General features: G+C 71.3%; 16 protein-coding genes. 2 read left to right on the top strand and 14 right to left on the bottom strand.

What is annotated here, in order from left to right:
* The first annotated feature begins 179 nt into the window (after positions 1–179).
* Positions 180–782, top strand: a complete 603-nt coding sequence (locus tag BLU79_RS28110; RefSeq protein WP_093908709.1) for a TetR/AcrR family transcriptional regulator — start codon at positions 180–182, stop codon at positions 780–782.
* A gap of 22 nt (positions 783–804) precedes the next feature.
* Here BLU79_RS28110 and kynU read toward each other — a convergent pair whose 3' ends face one another.
* From kynU to BLU79_RS28170, 12 genes are all read right to left on the bottom strand, one after another.
* Positions 805–2007, bottom strand: coding sequence for a kynureninase (kynU, locus tag BLU79_RS28115; RefSeq protein ID WP_093908710.1), 1203 nt, complete (start codon positions 2005–2007; stop codon positions 805–807).
* Positions 2000–2893: a tryptophan 2,3-dioxygenase family protein gene (locus BLU79_RS28120; protein WP_371131951.1), complete on the bottom strand. Its 894-nt coding sequence runs from the start codon at positions 2891–2893 to the stop codon at positions 2000–2002. Before BLU79_RS28120 ends, kynU begins: the two co-directional genes overlap by 8 nt.
* 166 nt (positions 2894–3059) lie before the next feature.
* A complete protein-coding gene (locus BLU79_RS28125) occupies positions 3060–3473 on the bottom strand; it encodes a DUF3151 domain-containing protein (RefSeq protein ID WP_093908712.1) in 414 nt (137 codons plus the stop codon).
* Positions 3474–3751: 278 nt separating this feature from the next.
* The gene (locus BLU79_RS28130) at positions 3752–5215 is read right to left on the bottom strand and encodes an MFS transporter (RefSeq protein ID WP_093908713.1); all 1464 of its coding nucleotides are present in this window, start codon (positions 5213–5215) and stop codon (positions 3752–3754) included.
* A 59-nt stretch (positions 5216–5274) separates the two neighbouring features.
* Entirely contained in the window at positions 5275–6297 is a 1023-nt protein-coding gene (gene fbaA / locus BLU79_RS28135) for a class II fructose-bisphosphate aldolase (RefSeq protein WP_093908714.1), read from the bottom strand.
* 149 nt (positions 6298–6446) lie between these two features.
* Positions 6447–6995 carry an orotate phosphoribosyltransferase gene (gene pyrE / locus BLU79_RS28140; protein ID WP_093908715.1) on the bottom strand — a complete coding sequence of 183 codons (549 nt, stop codon included), beginning with the start codon at positions 6993–6995 and terminating at the stop codon, positions 6447–6449.
* A 22-nt stretch (positions 6996–7017) separates the two neighbouring features.
* Positions 7018–7815, bottom strand: coding sequence for an aldose epimerase family protein (locus BLU79_RS28145; protein ID WP_093908716.1), 798 nt, complete (start codon positions 7813–7815; stop codon positions 7018–7020).
* Between the two features lie 60 nt (positions 7816–7875).
* A complete protein-coding gene (locus tag BLU79_RS28150; RefSeq protein ID WP_093908799.1) occupies positions 7876–8706 on the bottom strand; it encodes an SRPBCC family protein in 831 nt (276 codons plus the stop codon).
* A gap of 125 nt (positions 8707–8831) precedes the next feature.
* Complete coding sequence (locus BLU79_RS28155) at positions 8832–10475, bottom strand: polyamine aminopropyltransferase (protein WP_093908717.1); 1644 nt, start codon at positions 10473–10475, stop codon at positions 8832–8834.
* A 36-nt stretch (positions 10476–10511) separates the two neighbouring features.
* The gene (locus BLU79_RS28160; protein WP_093908718.1) at positions 10512–11066 is read right to left on the bottom strand and encodes a DUF2617 family protein; all 555 of its coding nucleotides are present in this window, start codon (positions 11064–11066) and stop codon (positions 10512–10514) included.
* Positions 11067–11449: 383 nt separating this feature from the next.
* Positions 11450–11710, bottom strand: a complete 261-nt coding sequence (locus BLU79_RS28165; RefSeq protein WP_093908719.1) for a hypothetical protein — start codon at positions 11708–11710, stop codon at positions 11450–11452.
* Positions 11711–11939: 229 nt separating this feature from the next.
* Positions 11940–12506, bottom strand: a complete 567-nt coding sequence (locus BLU79_RS28170; protein ID WP_143052530.1) for a hypothetical protein — start codon at positions 12504–12506, stop codon at positions 11940–11942.
* Between the two features lie 247 nt (positions 12507–12753).
* Here BLU79_RS28170 and BLU79_RS28175 point away from each other — a divergent pair, with 247 nt between their 5' ends.
* Positions 12754–13959, top strand: coding sequence for a pyridoxal phosphate-dependent aminotransferase (locus tag BLU79_RS28175; RefSeq protein ID WP_093908721.1), 1206 nt, complete (start codon positions 12754–12756; stop codon positions 13957–13959).
* Positions 13960–14074: 115 nt separating this feature from the next.
* Here the strand turns inward: BLU79_RS28175 and BLU79_RS28180 are convergent, their stop codons facing one another.
* The gene (locus BLU79_RS28180) at positions 14075–14605 is read right to left on the bottom strand and encodes a YbjN domain-containing protein (RefSeq protein WP_093908722.1); all 531 of its coding nucleotides are present in this window, start codon (positions 14603–14605) and stop codon (positions 14075–14077) included.
* 164 nt (positions 14606–14769) lie between these two features.
* Entirely contained in the window at positions 14770–17367 is a 2598-nt protein-coding gene (gene clpB, locus BLU79_RS28185; RefSeq protein ID WP_093908723.1) for an ATP-dependent chaperone ClpB, read from the bottom strand.
* Positions 17368–17371: the final 4 nt, after the last annotated feature.

Raw genomic sequence — 17371 nt, forward strand, 5'->3', positions numbered from 1 at the left:
AGGGTGGGGATTCGGCCGTTGGCGGGGACGGTACCAGGCGGGTGACGTGCGTCGACACGCGGATGTCACGCACCGTGAGGGTTAAACGGTTCTGCTGTTTCGTTACGCTGGTATCGCGGATCGCACCCCGGATCGCAGGCAGACCGAAGACACACCGAAGACACACCAAGGAGGCCGATATGTCCGCCGAACCCGGCACCGTACGTCCCGGAGGGCGCACCGCGCGTGTCCGTGCGGCCGTGCTGCGGGCGGCCGGGGACGTACTGGCGGAGCACGGTTTCGACGGCCTCGACCTCGCGGACGTCGCCCGCCGCGCCGAGGTCGGCAAGACGACCGTGTACCGGCGGTGGGGCTCGGTGACGGGGCTCGTGGCCGATCTGCTCGCCGACATGGCCGAGCAGTCGGCGCCGCGCGAGGAGACCGGGTCCGTGCTGGGGGACCTGCGGGCCAACGCGGCGCTGGTCCAGCGGACGTTGGCGGACCCCCGGCAGGGCGCGCTGTTCCGTGCCGTCATCGCCGCGGCGACGTGCGACGCACGGACGGCGGGCGCGCTCCGGCGGTTCTACGAGGTGCGGGTGACGGAGTGGGCGCCGTGCGTGGACCAGGGCGTCACCAGGGGGGAGTTGCCGGTCGGGACGGACGCGGAGGCGGTCGTACGGGCCGTGTCGGCGCCCCTCTACTACCAGTTGCTGACGACCGGAGTGCTCCCGGACGCCCCCGCCGCGGAGCGCGCCGCGCAAGCCGCGCATGCGGCTGCCGTGGCGGGGGTGTACGTCGCCTAGAGAGTGACCGGGGCAAGCGGGGTCAGCGCAGCGCCTCCCCCGACAGCACCTCCCCCAACACCCGCGCCGCCCGCTCCACGTCCGAGAACCCCACATACAGCGGCGTGAAGCCGAACCGCAGCACATCCGGATGCCGGAAATCGCCCACGACCCCTCGCTCGATGAGCCGCTTCATCACATCCCCGGCGTCCTCGCACCGCAACGCCACCTGGCTGCCGCGCTCCGCGTGGGCCACCGGCGTCAGCGTCTCCACGCGCCCCTCCCCCGCATACGCCCCGACGCACTCCAGGAAGAAGTCCGTCAGCGCGAGCGACTTCGCGCGCACCGCGTCGACGGACACGCCGTCCCAGACCTCCAGGGCCGCCTCCAGGGCGAGCATGGAGAGGATGTCGGGCGTGCCGACGCGGCCGCGCAGGGCGCCGGAGGCCGGTGCGTAGGCGGGGCGCATACCGAAGGGCTCGGCGTGCGAGTTCCAGCCGGGCAGCGGGGAGTCGAAGCGGTCCTGAAGGTCACGGCGTACGTACAGATACGCGGGTGAACCCGGGCCGCCGTTCAGGTACTTGTAGGTGCAGCCGACCGCCAGGTCCACGCCGTGCTCGTCGAGCCCGACCGGCAGCGCGCCCGCGCTGTGGCACAGGTCCCAGACGACGAGCGCGCCCGCCGCGTGCACGGCTGCCGTCAGGGACGGCAGGTCGTGCAGCCGTCCCGAGCGGTAGTCGACGTGGTTCAGCAGGACGGCGGCCGTACGGTCCCCCAGCGCCGCCGGCACCTCGGCCGGCGTCACCGGCCGCAGCGTCCGGCCGGTCATCCGGGCCGCCGACTCGGCGATGTAACCGTCGGTGGGGAAGGTCGTCGCGTCGACGAGGATCTCGTCGCGGTCGTCTCCGACCATCCGCACGGCGGCGACAACTGCCTTGAAAACATTGACACTTGTGGAGTCGCCGACCACGATCTGGCCGGGCGCCGCCCCGACCAGCGGAGCGATCCGTTCGCCGATCCGCTCCGGCGCGGTCCACCAGCCGCTCTCGTCCCAGGACCGGATCCGCAGCTCGCCCCACTGTCGCCGTACGACGTCCTCGACATGGCCGGGGACGTTCGCGGGCAGGGCGCCCAGGGAGTTGCCGTCGAGGTAGACCACTTCGTCTTCGAGTACGAACCGCTTGCGGATGCCCGCCAGTTCGTCGGCGGCGTCGAGCGCGGCCGCCCTCGCCACCTGCTCAGACATGGGACCTCGCCGTCCACAGCTCCGGGAAGACGTTCTTCTGCGCGCGCTTCTCCAGCCAGGCCACCCCGGCCGAACCGCCCGTACCGGCCTTGGCGCCCATCGCGCGACGGGTGGCGACCAGGTGGTCGTTGCGCCAGCGCCACACCAGCTCGGCCACGTCGGTCAGCGCCTCGCCGAGGCGGGTGAGTTCGGAGTTCTGGTCGCCCGCGTAGATCGCGGTCCAGACGGCCTCGACCTCGTCGGAGGGGACGTACCGCTGCGAGACGTCGCGCGTGAGGACGGCCTCGGGGATCGCGCAGCCGCGCCGGGCCAGGAACCGGAGCACCTCGTCGTACAGGCTCGGCTCGTGCAGCGCCTTCTCCAGTTCCGCGTGGACGCGCGGGGCGCCGCGGTGCGGGACCAGCATGGACGCGGACTTCTCGGCGAGCAGGAACTCCATCCTGCGGTACATCGCCGACTGGAAGCCGGAGCCCTCGCCGAGGGCGCTGCGGTACGCGTTGAACTGGGCCGGCGTGAGCTGGCCGAGCGGCTTCCAGGAGGCGTTCAGGGCGTCCAGTTCCCGTACGGAACGCTTCAGGGCGTCGATCGCCACGGCCGGACGGTCCTCGCGGAGGGCGTGTGCCGCCGTCTCCCACTCGTGGACGATGACCGTGAACCACAGCTCCATCACCTGGGTCGTGACCAGGAAGACCATCTCTCCGGGGTCGTCGGAGAGGGTGTGCTGGAGGTGGGTGAGCACGTCCGCCTTGACGTAGTCCTCGTACGGCGTCGTGCCGGCGAAGTCGAGATGCGGGGTCTCGGGCTCCTGGGGCTCCTGGGCCTCCGCCGACGTCTCCATGGACGTCTCCGCGGATGCCCTCACCGGTGTGTGAGCCTGGTGGGACATTGCTGTCTCCTGTGTTGCTCCGGGTAGCGGTCCGCCCTGCCGTTATCGGCAAAGGGGCCCCGGTCCCCACCCGGCATACTCAGGGATCGCCCGGGACATCGCAAGGCCCGCCTGGTCACACCTGCCGGGCGGGCCCTGACGACGGTCGCTTCCGCGTCCGACTTCGCTAGCCCAGCGTCTGGGCCGCCGTCGGCGAGGAGTCCTTCAGGAACTGCGTGCAGCGCTCGTACTCCTCCTGCTCGCCGATCGCTCCGGCGGCGCGGGCGAGGGCGTGCAGGGCGCGCAGGAAGCCGCGGTTCGGCTCGTGCTCCCAGGGGACGGGGCCGTGGCCCTTCCAGCCGCTGCGGCGCAGGGCGTCCAGGCCGCGGTGGTAGCCCGTACGGGCGTAGGCGTACGACTCCACGACGCTGCCGCGCTCGAACGCGTCGTCGGCCAGTTGGGCCCAGGCCAGCGAGGAGGTGGGGTACTTCGCGGCGACCTCCGCGGGGGCGGTGCCGGCGGCGAGGAGCTCGCGCGGGCCGGGGTCGTCGGGGAGGTGGGTCGGGGGCGGGCCCCCGAGGAGGTTTTCGTGAATGGCCATGGGGTCCAGTCTGGCCCATGGGCGGGTACGGCAGTGCGGTGTGGCTGCGCCGTGGTGCCCTTTCGCGACCACCGGGGTTTCCTCGCCCCCGCCGCCCCTACCCGTCCCATCCCCAGGGGCTCCGCCCCCTGGACCCCCGCTCCTCAAACGCCGGAGAGGCTGTCTTAGCCCGTCCGGCGTTTGAGGACGAGGCCCCTTCAGGGCCGATACCGGGGGTCTGGGGGCGGAGCCCCCAGTGAGGGGACGGGGAGGGGCGGCGGGGGCGAAACCAACACCACCTACAACCGCCCCCTGCTCCGCACCCCCTCCAACGGCGGCGCCGTCACCCCACCATGCGTACGGCACTCCGGGCGGGTGCAGTCCGGCGGCAGGCGTCGTACCGTCGCGAAAGCGAGCAGCGCGCCGGCGACCAGGACCCCCGCGCACAGGACCATCGCCTGGTCGAACGCGTCGTTGAAGGCGTCCGGGGAGCGGTACGCCTCCTGGCCCATACCGGTCAGCAGGGGCAGCGCGGCCACCGCCAGCAAGCCGGCCGCGCGGGCCGCCGCGTTGTTGATGCCGCTGGCCAGCCCCGCCCGGGAGACGTCCACGGAGGCGAGGACGGTCGCGGTCAGGGGGGCGACCAGGGTGACCAGGCCGAAGCCCAGGACCAGGACGGCGGGGAGGACGTCGGTGGCGTAGGTGGCGTCGGGGCCGACCCTCAGCATCAGCAGCATGCCGACCGCGCACAGCAGGGGCCCGACGGTGAGCGGGATGCGCGGACCGATGCGGTCGGCCAGGGCGCCGGAGCGGGCGGAGAGGAGCAGCATCAGGACGGTCGTCGGGAGCAGTGCCGTACCGGCGCCGAGGGCTGAGTAGCCGGAGACGACCTGGAGCTGGAGCGCGGCGAGGAAGAAGAAGCCGCCGAGGGCCGCGTACACGCACAGGGTGACGACGTTGACCGCGGTGAACTGGCGGGACGCGAAGATGTCGAGCGGCATCATCGGGTCGGAGCGGCGCTTCTCGACGACCACGAAGGCAATGCCGGCCGCCACGCCCGCCACTGCCGTCAGGGCCACTGCCAGCCCGCCCTGCGGTGCCTCGATCAGCGCGTACGTCACCAGGGCGAGGGAGGCGGCGCCCAGGACCGCGCCGAGTACGTCGAAGCGGCCGTGCTTGGTGCCGTCGCCCGACTCGGGGACGTGCCGTACGGCGATCGGCGCGCACAGCAGGGCCAGCGGGACGTTGAGCAGGAACACCCAGCGCCAGCCGGGTCCGTCCACCAGCCAGCCGCCCAGGAAGGGGCCGATCGCCGCGCCGATCCCCCCGAACCCGGACCACAGGCCCACGGCCCGACTCCGGTCGTCGGGGTGGAAGGACGCCTGGATGAGCGCGAGCGAGCCCGGCGTGAGGAGCGCCCCGCCGATGCCCTGCAGGGCCCGGGCCGCGATGAGCACCCCGGCGTTCGGGGCGAGCCCGCAGAGGAGTGAGGCGGCGGCGAACCACACCACCCCGATGACGAAGATCCGGCGACGCCCGTACCGGTCCCCCAGCGAACCGCCCAGCAGGATCAGCCCTGCCAGGGTGAGCATGTACGCGTTGACCGTCCACTGGAGCGCGGCGAGGTCGGCGTCCAGGTCCTCGCCGATGCGCGGGAGGGCGACGTTGACGACGGTCGAGTCCAGCATGGCCATGCTGGAGCCGAGCACGGTGGTGAGCAGGATCCACTTGCCTTGCGGCGAGGCCAGCCGGACATCGGGCATGACCCAGATATACAACGAGCCCGGCGCCGTAGCACCGGGCTCGTCGCGAAGACCGCGGGTTACTTGATCTTCGTACCCGTGGAGCGCAGGTTGCCGCACGCCTCGGTCACACGCGCGGCCATGCTCGCCTCGGCCAGCTTGCCCCAGGTCCGCGGGTCGTAGGTCTTCTTGGAGCCGACCTCACCATCGACCTTCAGGACACCGTCGTAGTTCTGGAACATGTGGGCCGCCACCGGACGCGTGAAGGCGTACTGCGTGTCGGTGTCGATGTTCATCTTGACGACGCCGTTGTCCAGCGCGATCGCGATCTCCTCCTCGGAGGAGCCGGAGCCGCCGTGGAAGACGAAGTCGAAGGGCGAGGCCTTGCCGTACTTGGCGGCGACGCCCTCGTTCAGCTCCTTGAGCAGGTCGGGGCGGAGCACGACGTTGCCCGGCTTGTAGACGCCGTGGACGTTGCCGAAGGAGGCGGCGAGCAGGTAGCGCCCCTTCTCACCGAGACCGAGCGCCTCGACCGTACGAATGGCGTCGTCGACGGTCGTGTAGAGGGAGTCGTTGATCTCGTGCGAGACGCCGTCCTCCTCACCACCGGTCGGGGTGATCTCGACCTCAAGGATGATCTTCGCGGCGCGGGCGCGCTCCAGCAGCTCCTGCGCGATGGAGAGGTTGTCGGCGAGGGTCTCGGCCGAACCGTCCCACATGTGCGACTGGAACAGCGGGTTCTCACCGCGCGCGACGCGCTCCTCGGACACGGCGAGCAGCGGCCGTACGTACCCGTCGAGCTTGTCCTTCGGGCAGTGGTCCGTGTGCAGGGCGACGGTGATGTCGTACTTCTTGGCGACGATGTGCGCGAACTCGGCCAGGGCGACGGCGCCGATGACCATGTCCTTGCTGTGCTGACCGCCCAGGAACTCGGCGCCACCCGTCGAGATCTGGATGATGCCGTCGCTCTCCGCCTCCGCGAAACCGCGCAGGGCCGCGTGCAGGGTCTGGGAGGAGGTCACGTTGATGGCCGGGTAGGCGAACTTGCCTGCCTTCGCCCGGTCGAGCATCTCGTTGTAGACCTCGGGGGTTGCGATGGGCATCTGTCCGCTCCTTGGAGTGTGCGGGTTGACGTACTGCGTACGGCGTTCTGCTTACGGCCCTGACCTAGACCTTGGGGGGTGTGACGTCATCGTCGGCCCCATCTTTCCAGACGAACCGGGATGCTCCGAGCGCCCCTCGGCCCCGTCCGTCAGTCGAGACCGAGCTCGTCCTTGGAGTAGGCGAAGAGGTACGGCACACCGGCCCCCTCCTGGATCTTCTCGGCGGCGCCGGTGGCCCGGTCGACGATGGTCGCGACGGCCACGACCTCGGCGCCGGCCGCCCGCACGGCCTCGACGGCGGTGAGCGGCGAGCCCCCGGTGGTGGAGGTGTCCTCGACGACGAGCACGCGCCGCCCCGCGATGTCCGGCCCCTCGACCTGCCGCTGCAGCCCGTGCGCCTTGGCCGCCTTCCTCACGACGAAGGCGTCCAGCCGCTTCCCGCGCGCGGCGGCGGCGTGCAGCATCGCGCCGGCGACCGGGTCGGCGCCCATGGTCAGCCCGCCCACCGAGTCGAACTCCAGCTCCGCGGTCAGGTCGAGCAGCACCTGCCCGACCAGGGGGGCCGCCTCCCCGTCGAGGGTGATGCGCCGAAGGTCGACGTAGTAGTCGGCTTCCAGACCCGACGACAGGGTCACCTTGCCGTGCACCACGGCCTTGTCCTTGATCTGCTGCAGCAGCTCGCCACGTACGTCAGTCATGCGGCCAGCTTAAAGGCCGCGCTCACAGCCGCCGCCAGCTCCAGACGGTCGTCGCCTCCAGCGGCTCCAGGGGCGTGACCAGGCGAGGCAGACTGTTCAGTCCGTTGGGCGGCCCGGTCTGCGGCTCGACGCACACGGCGGCCTCCTGCTCGTCGTACACGACGACCCACTCCTCCCGGCTGCCGACCTTCAGCTCCAGCTGCCCCGGCCAGGTGAGGGTGACGTCGACACCGCCGGGCATGCCGAAGCAGTCGTCCCAGGGCCCGGGCTTGGGATCGATGCGGTTCCCCGTCGGCAGGTGATCGTCCCCGCGCTCCTCCTGCCATGCGGGCGAGAAATCGAGCCGTACATCCTGGGCGCCGTCACCGCCGAGGTTCCGGTTGAACCAGGGGTGCCAGCCGATCTGAGCCGGGAACGACGCGTTGTACGTCTCGACGGACATGGTGAGGCTGAGGCTGTCCGGGGTGAGCGCGACGACATGGGTGACGCGGCCGGCGTACGGCCACGGCTCGACCAGGTCGTACGTGATGACGGCCTCGCCCTCGGCGACCCGGGCGACGCTCCAGGCGCCGTCCCGCACGGTGCCGTGGATGGCGTTCGGCGGCGCGTTGAGCGGCATCTGCCGCACGACGGCCCCGTCGAGGAACCGCCCGTCCCGGATCCGCCCGCACCAGGGAACCATCGGGAAACACCCGAACCGCTCCCCCTGCCGCAACAGCTCCGTCCCCCCGACGCGCAGCCCTCCGACCCGCCCACCGTTCCCCGGCAGCACGTCCACCTCCGCGTCACCCGCGGTCAGCGTGATGTCATCGTTACTCACGGGACGACCCTACTGGGACGATCAAGGCGCCTGAAGAGCGCACGCCTTCAACGGCAACGCTCAGCGTCGCCGCCGCAACATCCGCCCCACCACAATCGCCGAAGCCACCACAATCGCCGCCGCCGGAGCCGCCCACCGCAACGTGGAGTTCGGCGCAACCGTCTGCGGCGCGGGAACCGGCGCATACCGCCCCCGAGGCGGCGCATGGTCCACTTCCTCCGCACTACGCCCGATCATCGTCCGCCGAGCATGCGCCGCCTCGGCAACAGGCGGCTCACCAACACTCTCCTCCGCCGCAGGCTCAGACACAGGCTCAGACGCAGACGCAGGCGCAGGCGCAGGCGCTGGCGCTGGCGAGTCATCCGCATCCGGAGTCGTCTCGAACTCACTGGTCACCCGCGGTTCGAACTCCCCCGGCGCCAGGCCCTCCTCCAGCCCCTCACCTTCGCCGCCTTCAGCCCGCTCCTCCCCCGCCGCACCCCCCAGGCTCTCCGCAAACCGGCTCAGCAGCCGCGTCACCGCCGCCCCCACCGCGTCCCCCGGCAACTCCGAGACCCGCCCGTCCGCCGAGGCCGTCCCCTCGAACCGCACGGTCGAGCCTCCGTCCGCCTCCACCAGCCGCAGCGTGAGCGCGAGCTTCACCGAGCCGCTGCCGCGCGCCTCACCGGCGTCACCCTCGAAGGCGTACGAACCGTCCTCGCGCGCGGAGAGCCGTACGACCCCCCGGTACGTGATGGTGTGCCCGCTGATCCGCATCTTCAGCCGCCCGGTCAGGGGCTCGGCACCGGCGTCCTGCTGAAGCCCGGGAACCGCCCGGGCCACCCGCGCGGGGTCGGCCAGGACCTCCCTGAGCCGCTCGGCCACAACCGGAACGAACACCTCATGCTCCATGGTCACCGAGCCTACCCAGCACGAAGCGAAACGCACCCGCGCATCCTGGGATTCGCCCCGCCCGCACTCCCGCCTGGCGTACCCTCCCGCCCCTCGACCCACCACCCCGTCAACCGACCACCCCGTCAGTACCGCGGGTGCACCAACGTCGAAGCCCCCAACCCCCCGACCCGCGTCCCCTCCACCGCCCGCGCATCCGCCATCAGCCCCTCCTCCGTCAACGTCCCCAGCCGCGGCGCCCCCTGCCCGCCCCGGAGCCGCAGCACCGGCCGCTGCTCATGGCTCGCCAGGATGAAGCCCCAGTCGTGCGGTGCCCGGGTCGGGCCCGCCGAGCGGTCCGGGCCGGAGGCGAAGCCGGAGTCGTGGCCCGTGGCGCGGTAGGGGACGGTGCGTAGGCCCGCGGCGCGCACGGTCGTGTCGACCGTCCAGAAGACGCGGGGGCGGGAGGAGACCGGCCCGGCGTGCACCGCGAGGCGACCGCCGGGGGTCAGGGCGCGGCGGGCCAGGCCGTAGAACTCCTGCGAGTACAGCTTCGTGCTGGCCGTGATGCCTGGGTCGGGCAGGTCCGAGATGACGACGTCGTACGTCGCGGGCGGCGCCGCCCGCAGCCAGCGGAAGGCGTCGTCCGTCATGACGTGGACGCGTTCGTCGTCGTACGCATGCCCGTTCAGGTGGGACAGGGGAGGGTCCCGGCGCGCCAGCCGCACCACCTCCGGGTCGACCTCGACGACATCGACCCGGTGCACCCCGGCATGGCGCAGCACCTCACGCGCCGCCAGCCCGTCCCCGCCCCCGAGGATCAGTACGCGCGTGTGCTCGCCGCTCATCGCGGGGTGGACCAGCGCCTCGTGGTAGTGGCGTTCGTCCCGGCCGCTGACCCGGAGGCGGCCGTCGAGGAAGAGGTCGAGAGGGCGGCCGTGCGTGCCGCCGGTGATGACGACCTCCTGGACGTCCGTCTGGAGCGCCACCCGTACGTCCCGTCCGTACACCGCGTGCCGCGCCGCCCGTTCGAAGTCGTCGACGAGTACGGCGGCGGAGGCGAGGACGCCGAGGACCGTGAGGTTGGCGATCACCAGCAGCCAGCGGGCGCGGAGGGTGAGGTCCCCCCGGAACAGGCCGAGGATCAGCGCACAGCCCGCGACGGCGTTGACCGCGCCGGTGATCAGGGTCGAGGTCAACTGGCCCAGCAGGGGCAGCAGGAGGAAGGGGAACGCCAGGCCGCCGACCAGCGCGCCGACGTAGTCCGCGGCGAACAGGTCGGCCACGGCACCGCCCGCGTCCTGGCGCCGGATGCGCTGGATCAGCTCCATCAGCAGCGGCACTTCGGCGCCGATCAGCAGGCCGATGGTGAGGGAGAAGGCGACGAGGAGGTAGCGAGGGCCTTCGGCCCACGGGCCGCCCCAGTCGCCGGTCCAGGCGAAGACGGCGTACAGGGCGAGCGCGCTGCAGCCGCCGACGAGGGCGAGGCCGGCCTCGATGGCGCCGAACCCGGCCGCGGCGAAGGGGCGCAGCCGCTTGGCGACGAGGGAGCCGATGCCCATCGCGAAGACCATGACGGACAGGACTACGGAGGCCTGGGTGACCGAGTCACCCATCAAGTACGAGGCCAGGGCGACGAGTTCGAGCTCGTACACGAGTCCGCAGGCGGCGCAGACGAAGACGCACGCGAGGACCAGGAACCGTCCGGTGCCCGGCCGGACCGGGAGCCGCGGCGGGCCGGCCCAGGGTGGCGGAGCGCCGGGTGGTGCGGGCGCGTGCGGGTCGATCACTTTGCCGACGGTACGTCACGGTGCGGGCACGCTCGGTCACCCACACGTGTGGTGTTGAGGCTCGGGACGTTTGCGTCTCCGATCGCGGGGCCGTACCCCCACCCTCGTCCGCGTGGCCACCAACTGCCCGTCCTGCGGGTAGGCGTGCCATGTCCGCCAGTGCACCTGCCCCTGGTGGTACTGGGCGAGCAGTGCGGTGAAGGCGTGCGGGCTGCCGGGGAACACACCGGCGAGGCCGTGCGGGTGGTCGGCGACCAGGGCCAGCAACTCCTGTGCACGGCCCGCGAACTGGCCCGGCGACAGGATCTCCACCCGGGCCGCGAACTCGTACTCCCAGTCACCCGCCCGCTTGGCCACCCCGAGCGGCAACGGTGTGCTGCTGCCGGGCATACAGGCCACCGTCTCCGAACAGTCGCCCCGCTCCTCCTCCACCAGCACCTGGTGGGACGCGCCGAGCAGTCTCAACTGGAGCTTGGCACCGGCCAGTTCGAGATCCAACGCGGCCAGCGCGGGCAGCGGCTCCCGCCCCAGGGCCCAGGCGAGGTCGGTCGCGCGCGTGTCGGTATAGGCGGTGTTCAGGGTCGTGAGCATGGGTCGGCTCCGCAAGCACGCAAAGAAGGGAGGTATCGGTCTCCGGCGCACCCAGGCCGGCTCGGGGAGTCGGCCCGGTCAGCCCGGTCGGCCGGTCAGAAGGGGTGTCCGCGGGACGTCCGAGGGGCTGCGTTGGGGAAAATAACTGAATCATGAACAGTGGCGCCCCCACAGCGTTTTTACCCAAGTTCGTGGGCTTTCCATCCCTCAGAGGGCTTATCAGCTCAACTGTTCAACTCCGGCGTACGCCGGGGCGCGGAGCAGCCCGCCGTGAGCCGTACGCAAGGCCGTCGGGGGAACAGGAAAGCGGGGCCGGTCCCAGGTACCGGCCCCGCTCCGTCCGGATGCGGTTCCCCCTTCTCAGGGAGCTCAGCTGCCCCGTGTCAGCTGCCTCCGCCACCACATCCGCCCCCGCCCCCGCCTCCACAGGACGACCCGCCTCCGCAGGACGAGCTGCTTCCGCAGGACGAACCCCCGGAGCCGCCGTCGCCCCCGCCGACCCACCAGCCGCCGCCTCCGCCGTCGTACGAGCTGCCCCTGCGCGCGGACGTACGGCGGCCCGAACGCCGACCGGCGCGGGCGATCGACGCGACGAGCACCACGAGCAACACTGCGGCCAGCGCAACGATAAAGATCCCGATCATGGCGTCAGCTCCTTCCGTTCCCCCGAAGCGGAGCGAGGCGTCCCCCCGTGGGCACCTCCCGCTCGGTGTGTGCGGGTCAGATGCCCGGCCGTCTCACGACCCAAAGCAGAGTTGAGGAACTTCAGAGGGTTCGATACGAGGAACGGCCCCTGACCTGCACAGAAGTGCAGTTCAGGGGCCGTCCGGCTCATTGGGCCGCCTGTGGGCCGTGGTCTTCCCCAACGACTGTTCAGGCTCCGGGGTGTGCCCCGTCGCCGGCGCCGAGGAGGGGGATCGTGAGCCGGCGTTCGACGGCGGTGGGCAGGTACCACAGCTCGGTACGCCGCCTTCGGTCCTCCGCGCCCTGGCGCGCGGCGCGGCGGAAACCGGGCACGGCAAGGGCCAGAGCGGCCAGGGACACGGCGAGCCCGGCCCCGAGGAGCACACCGGCCAGTACGGCGCCGTCCGCCAGGGCGAACGGAAGCGCGAACCCGAGGCAGAGCGTGCCGAGGCCGCCCAGGACGGCAACCATCCCCCACAGCGGCATGAGCGGGTGCTCGTTGCGCAGGTGATTCACCAACTGTCGGTCGGTGGGACGCCGCCGCGGGTGCTCTCCGGCGGCGCTGAACAGCTCGGCCCGCCCGCGCAGCGCCCACACAGCGTGCACTCCCACCCATACGACGGGCAGAACGAACAGCGTCACCAGCACCAGACCGGCCTGGATCGCCCGCGGCACAGACACCCAGCCGGAGGCGTCGGCGACCACGGATGCCACGGCGGTCCCCACGAGTACGGCACCCGCCACGGTCGTGGCCACGAGCCATCGCCGGGCCCCACGCACCCGAGCGCTGAGAGGGAACTCGACCGCGTTCAACGTCTTCTCCAATCGATGACCGCAGGTACTCTACGCAGCCCTCCGGCAGAGGCGCCCGACGCAGCGGCCGACGCCGACGGACGACGACAGATGCCAACCGCTTTCCCCTGCTCAGAGATGGTGCGCCGGGTTCCGCCGCAGGTACCAACCTCCGGACGTAGGTTGAGGAACTCCAGAGCTTGAGCGCAGGATGACGGGCATGACCTCCACCTCCCGCCCCCTGCTCAACCGCCGGCTCGCCGAGTTCGGGACGACGATCTTCGCCGAGATGTCCGCGCTGGCCCTGCGGACCGGTTCCATCAACCTGGGTCAGGGCTTCCCCGACACCGACGGACCCGAGGAGGTCCGTGAGGCGGCGGTACGGGCGCTGCGCGACGGGCGCGGCAACCAGTACCCGCCGGGCCCGGGCGTCCCCGAGCTGCGTACCGCCGTGGCCGCGCACCAGGAGCGGCGCTACGGGCTGTCGTACGACCCGGACACGGAGGTCCTGGTCACCGCCGGTGCCACCGAGGCGATCGCCGCCGCCCTGCTGGCCCTGCTGGAGCCCGGCGACGAGGTGATCGCCTTCGAGCCGTACTACGACTCGTACGCGGCCTGCATCGCGATGGCGGGCGGGACGCGGGTGCCGGTCACCCTGCGGCCGAGCGAGGGAAGCTTCCGCCTGGACCTCGACGAACTGCGCGCCGCCGTCACCGACCGCACCCGGCTGCTGCTGATCAACACCCCGCACAACCCCACCGGCACGGTCCTCACCCGCGAGGAGCTGACCGCGATCGCCGAGCTGGCGGTGGAGCGGGATCTGCTCGTGGTCACCGACGAGGTGTACGAGCACCTGGTCTTCGACGACGCCGAGCACCTGCCGCTCGCCACCTTCCCGGGTATGCGGGAGCGGACGGTGACCATCGGGTCGGCGGGCAAGACGTTCTCCTTCACCGGCTGGAAGGTCGGCTGGGTGACCGCGCCGTCCGCCCTGGTCACGGCCGTGCGCTCGGCGAAGCAGTTCCTGACGTACGTCTCGTCGGGGCCGTTCCAGTACGCCGTCGCCGAGGCGCTCGCCCTCCCGGACAGCTATTTCGCGGACTTCCGCGCGGACATGCTGGCCAAGCGGGACCTGCTGGCGGCGGGGCTGGTGGAGGCGGGATTCGAGGTGTTCAAGCCCGCCGGCACGTACTTCATCACCACCGACATCCGCCCCCTCGGCGCCGCGCTGTCCAAGGAGGGGGACGGCTTCGCCTTCTGCCGTGCCCTGCCGGAGCTGGCCGGGGTCGTCGCCATCCCCAACGCGGTCTTCTACGACCACCGGGAGGCGGGCGCACCGTTCGTGCGGTTCGCGTTCTGCAAGCAGACGGGTGTGCTGGAGGAGGCGGTGCGGCGGCTCAAGTCACTGGCCGGCTGAGCGCTGCGGCCGTCCACAACCTGTGGACGGCCGCAGACAGCACAAACCCGGCCCGACACTCGGCCGTGGTGGCCGGTGCCCTGGCCGGGCTCTGCCGAATCCGTGTGGAGGAGGACTACTCCTCGTCGTCCTCCGGCTTCTCCGCTTCGTTGATCTCCTGCTCCAGGCCGAGCTGCTCGACGAGCCACTTGTCGAACTCGATGGCGGCCCGCACCCAGCTGACCGTCGACGAGACGAAGTGCTCCAGGGCAACGCCCGTGCCGATCAGCATCTGCGCCTCGCCGATCAGGCGGACGGTGCCGTCGTCGTGCGTGTGGCTGTACACCTTGGGCCACAGCGTCCGGCGGTTCCAGTCGTCGATCGACTCGAGAAGCTGGGGCTTCTCGTCGATCTGGTGGGGCCGGTCGTAGAACGTCCGCACCGAGAAGACCTGCTGGTCACCCTCGCCGCGGAACATGAAGTACGTACGGAACTGCTCCCACGGCGCCGCGAGGTCACCCTCGTCGTCGACGACGTACTTCAGCTCCATCTGGTCGAGGAGCTGCTTCACGAGGTCCTGATCCGGGACGACGGGGCCCGCCGGTCCTTGGGGCTGCGGCTCGGGCTGGCCCCCGAAGTTCGGAATCGAGGACGGGTCGATGCTCACCGTGATTTTCCCTTCGTACGGATTCCGCCATCCTCCCCCATGCGGGGAGGGGGGTTGCAAGCCCTGACGGGACTGTCAGCCCTCGGCTGACTCGATCCGGTCAATACTCCGGTCAGACTCCGGTCACTACTGACGGGTACCCGGCCCTACCGGGTACCCGCAAATCACAGCTTCTTGCCTGTCGCGGGCCCCACGATCAAACCGTCCCCGAAGACGTCCACCCGCACCGTGTCGCCGTCCTTGATCTCGCCGGAGAGGATCTCCTTGGCCAGGCGGTCGCCGATGGCGGTCTGCACGAGGCGGCGCAGGGGGCGGGCGCCGTAGGCCGGGTCGTTGCCCTCGTCGGCGAGCCAGGCCAGGGCCTCGTCGGTGATCTCCAGAGTGAGGCGGCGTTCGGCCAGGCGCTTGGCGAGGCGGTCGATCTGCAGCCGGGCGATCTTGGCCAGCTCGTCCTTCGCCAGGGCCGAGAAGACCACCAGGTCGTCCAGGCGGTTCAGGAACTCGGGCTTGAAGGAGGCCCGGACCACCTCCAACACCTGCTCCTTCTTCTCCGCCTCGCTGGTGATCGGGTCCACCAGGAACTGGCTGCCCAGGTTCGAGGTCAGCACCAGGATCGCGTTGCGGAAGTCGACCGTACGGCCCTGACCGTCCGTCAACCGTCCGTCGTCCAGCACCTGGAGGAGGATGTCGAAGACCTCGGGGTGCGCCTTCTCGACCTCGTCGAGCAGCACGACGCTGTACGGCCGCCTGCGCACCGCCTCCGTCAGCTGGCCGCCCTCCTCGTAGCCGACGTATCCGGGGGGCGCGCCGACCAGCCGGGCCACGCTGTGCTTCTCGCCGTACTCCGACATGTCGATGCGGACCATCGCGCGCTCGTCGTCGAAGAGGAAGTCCGCGAGGGCCTTGGCCAGCTCGGTCTTGCCGACGCCGGTCGGGCCGAGGAAGAGGAAGGAGCCGGTGGGCCGGTCCGGGTCCGCGATGCCGGCGCGGGTGCGGCGTACGGCGTCCGACACCGCCTGCACGGCCTCCGTCTGACCGATCAGCCGCCTGCCCAGCTCCTCCTCCATGCGCAGCAGCTTCTGCGTCTCGCCCTCCAGGAGGCGCCCGGCCGGAATGCCGGTCCAGGCGGCGACGGTGTCGGCGATGTCGTCCGAGCCGACCTCCTCCTTGACCATCGTGGACTTGGCGGCCTCCTCCTCGGCCTGCGAGGCGGCCTCCAGGTCCCGCTCCAGGTCCGGGATCTCGCCGTAGAGCAGCTTGCTGGCGGTGTCGAAGTCGCCGTCGCGCTGGGCACGTTCGGCCTGCCCGCGCGCCTCGTCGAGCCGTTCCTTCAGCTCGCCGACGCGGTTGAGGGACTGCTTCTCCTTCTCCCAGCGGGCGGTCAGACCGCGCAACTCCTCCTCCTTGTCGGCGAGATCGCGGCGCAGCCGCTCCAGGCGCTCGCGGGAGGCCGGGTCGGTCTCCTTCTCCAGCGCGAGCTCCTCCATCTTCAACCGGTCGACGGCGCGCTGGAGTTCGTCGATCTCGACGGGGGACGAGTCGATCTCCATACGGAGGCGGGAGGCCGCCTCGTCGACCAGGTCGATGGCCTTGTCGGGGAGGAAGCGGGAGGTGATGTACCGGTCGGAGAGGGTGGCGGCGGCCACCAGCGCGCTGTCGGCGATCTGGACCTTGTGGTGGGCCTCGTACCGCCCCTTGAGCCCGCGCAGGATCGCGATGGTGTCCTCGACGGTCGGCTCGGCGACCAGCACCTGCTGGAAGCGGCGCTCCAGGGCGGGGTCCTTCTCGATCCGCTCGCGGTACTCGTCGAGGGTCGTGGCACCCACCATCCGCAGCTCACCGCGGGCGAGCATCGGCTTGAGCATGTTGCCGGCGTCCATGGCGGAGTCACCGCCGGCACCGGCGCCCACGACCGTGTGCAGCTCGTCGATGAACGTGATGATCTGCCCGTCGGAGTCCTTGATCTCCGCGAGCACGGTCTTCAGCCGCTCCTCGAACTCACCCCGGTACTTGGCCCCGGCGACCATGGCGCCGAGGTCGAGCGCGACGAGCCGCTTGTTCTTGAGCGACTCGGGCACGTCCCCCTTGACGATCCGCTGGGCGAGGCCTTCGACCACGGCCGTCTTGCCAACGCCGGGCTCGCCGATGAGGACGGGGTTGTTCTTGGTACGGCGGGAGAGCACCTGCACCACACGCCGGATCTCCTGATCCCGCCCGATGACAGGATCGAGCTTGCCCTCGCGGGCCGCGGCCGTGAAGTCGGTGCCGAACTTCTCCAGCGCCTTGTACTGCCCCTCGGGGTCGGCGGTGGTCACCCGGCGCCCGCCGCGCGCCTTCCGGAAGGCGTCCAGCAGCTTCTTCGCACCGGCTCCCTGCTGGGTGAGCACGTCACCCGCCTGGCCGCCCTTGGCCGCGATGCCGATGAGGAGGTGCTCGGTGGAGAGGTACTCGTCCCCGAGCTCCCTGGCCCGCGCCTGGGCATCCGCGATCACGGCGAGCAGCTCACGGCTGGGCTGCGGGGGCGCCACGGTGGACCCGGTCACGCTGGGCAGCGCGGCGAGCACCTTGTCGGCACCGGCTCGCACGGCCGCCTGATCGGCCTCGACGGCGGCCAGCAGATCGACGATGTTCTCGTTGTCCTGCCCCTGGAGCAGAGCGAGCAGCAGATGGGCAGGGGTGAGATCGGGGTGCCCGTCGGTCACGGCCCGCTGCTCGGCCGCCCTGATGGCGTCCCGGCTCCGGTTGGTCAGCTCGGCGTCCACGTTC

Source organism: Streptomyces sp. cf386 (assembly GCF_900103585.1).
In the GTDB taxonomy this organism is placed as follows: Bacteria; Actinomycetota; Actinomycetes; order Streptomycetales; family Streptomycetaceae; genus Streptomyces.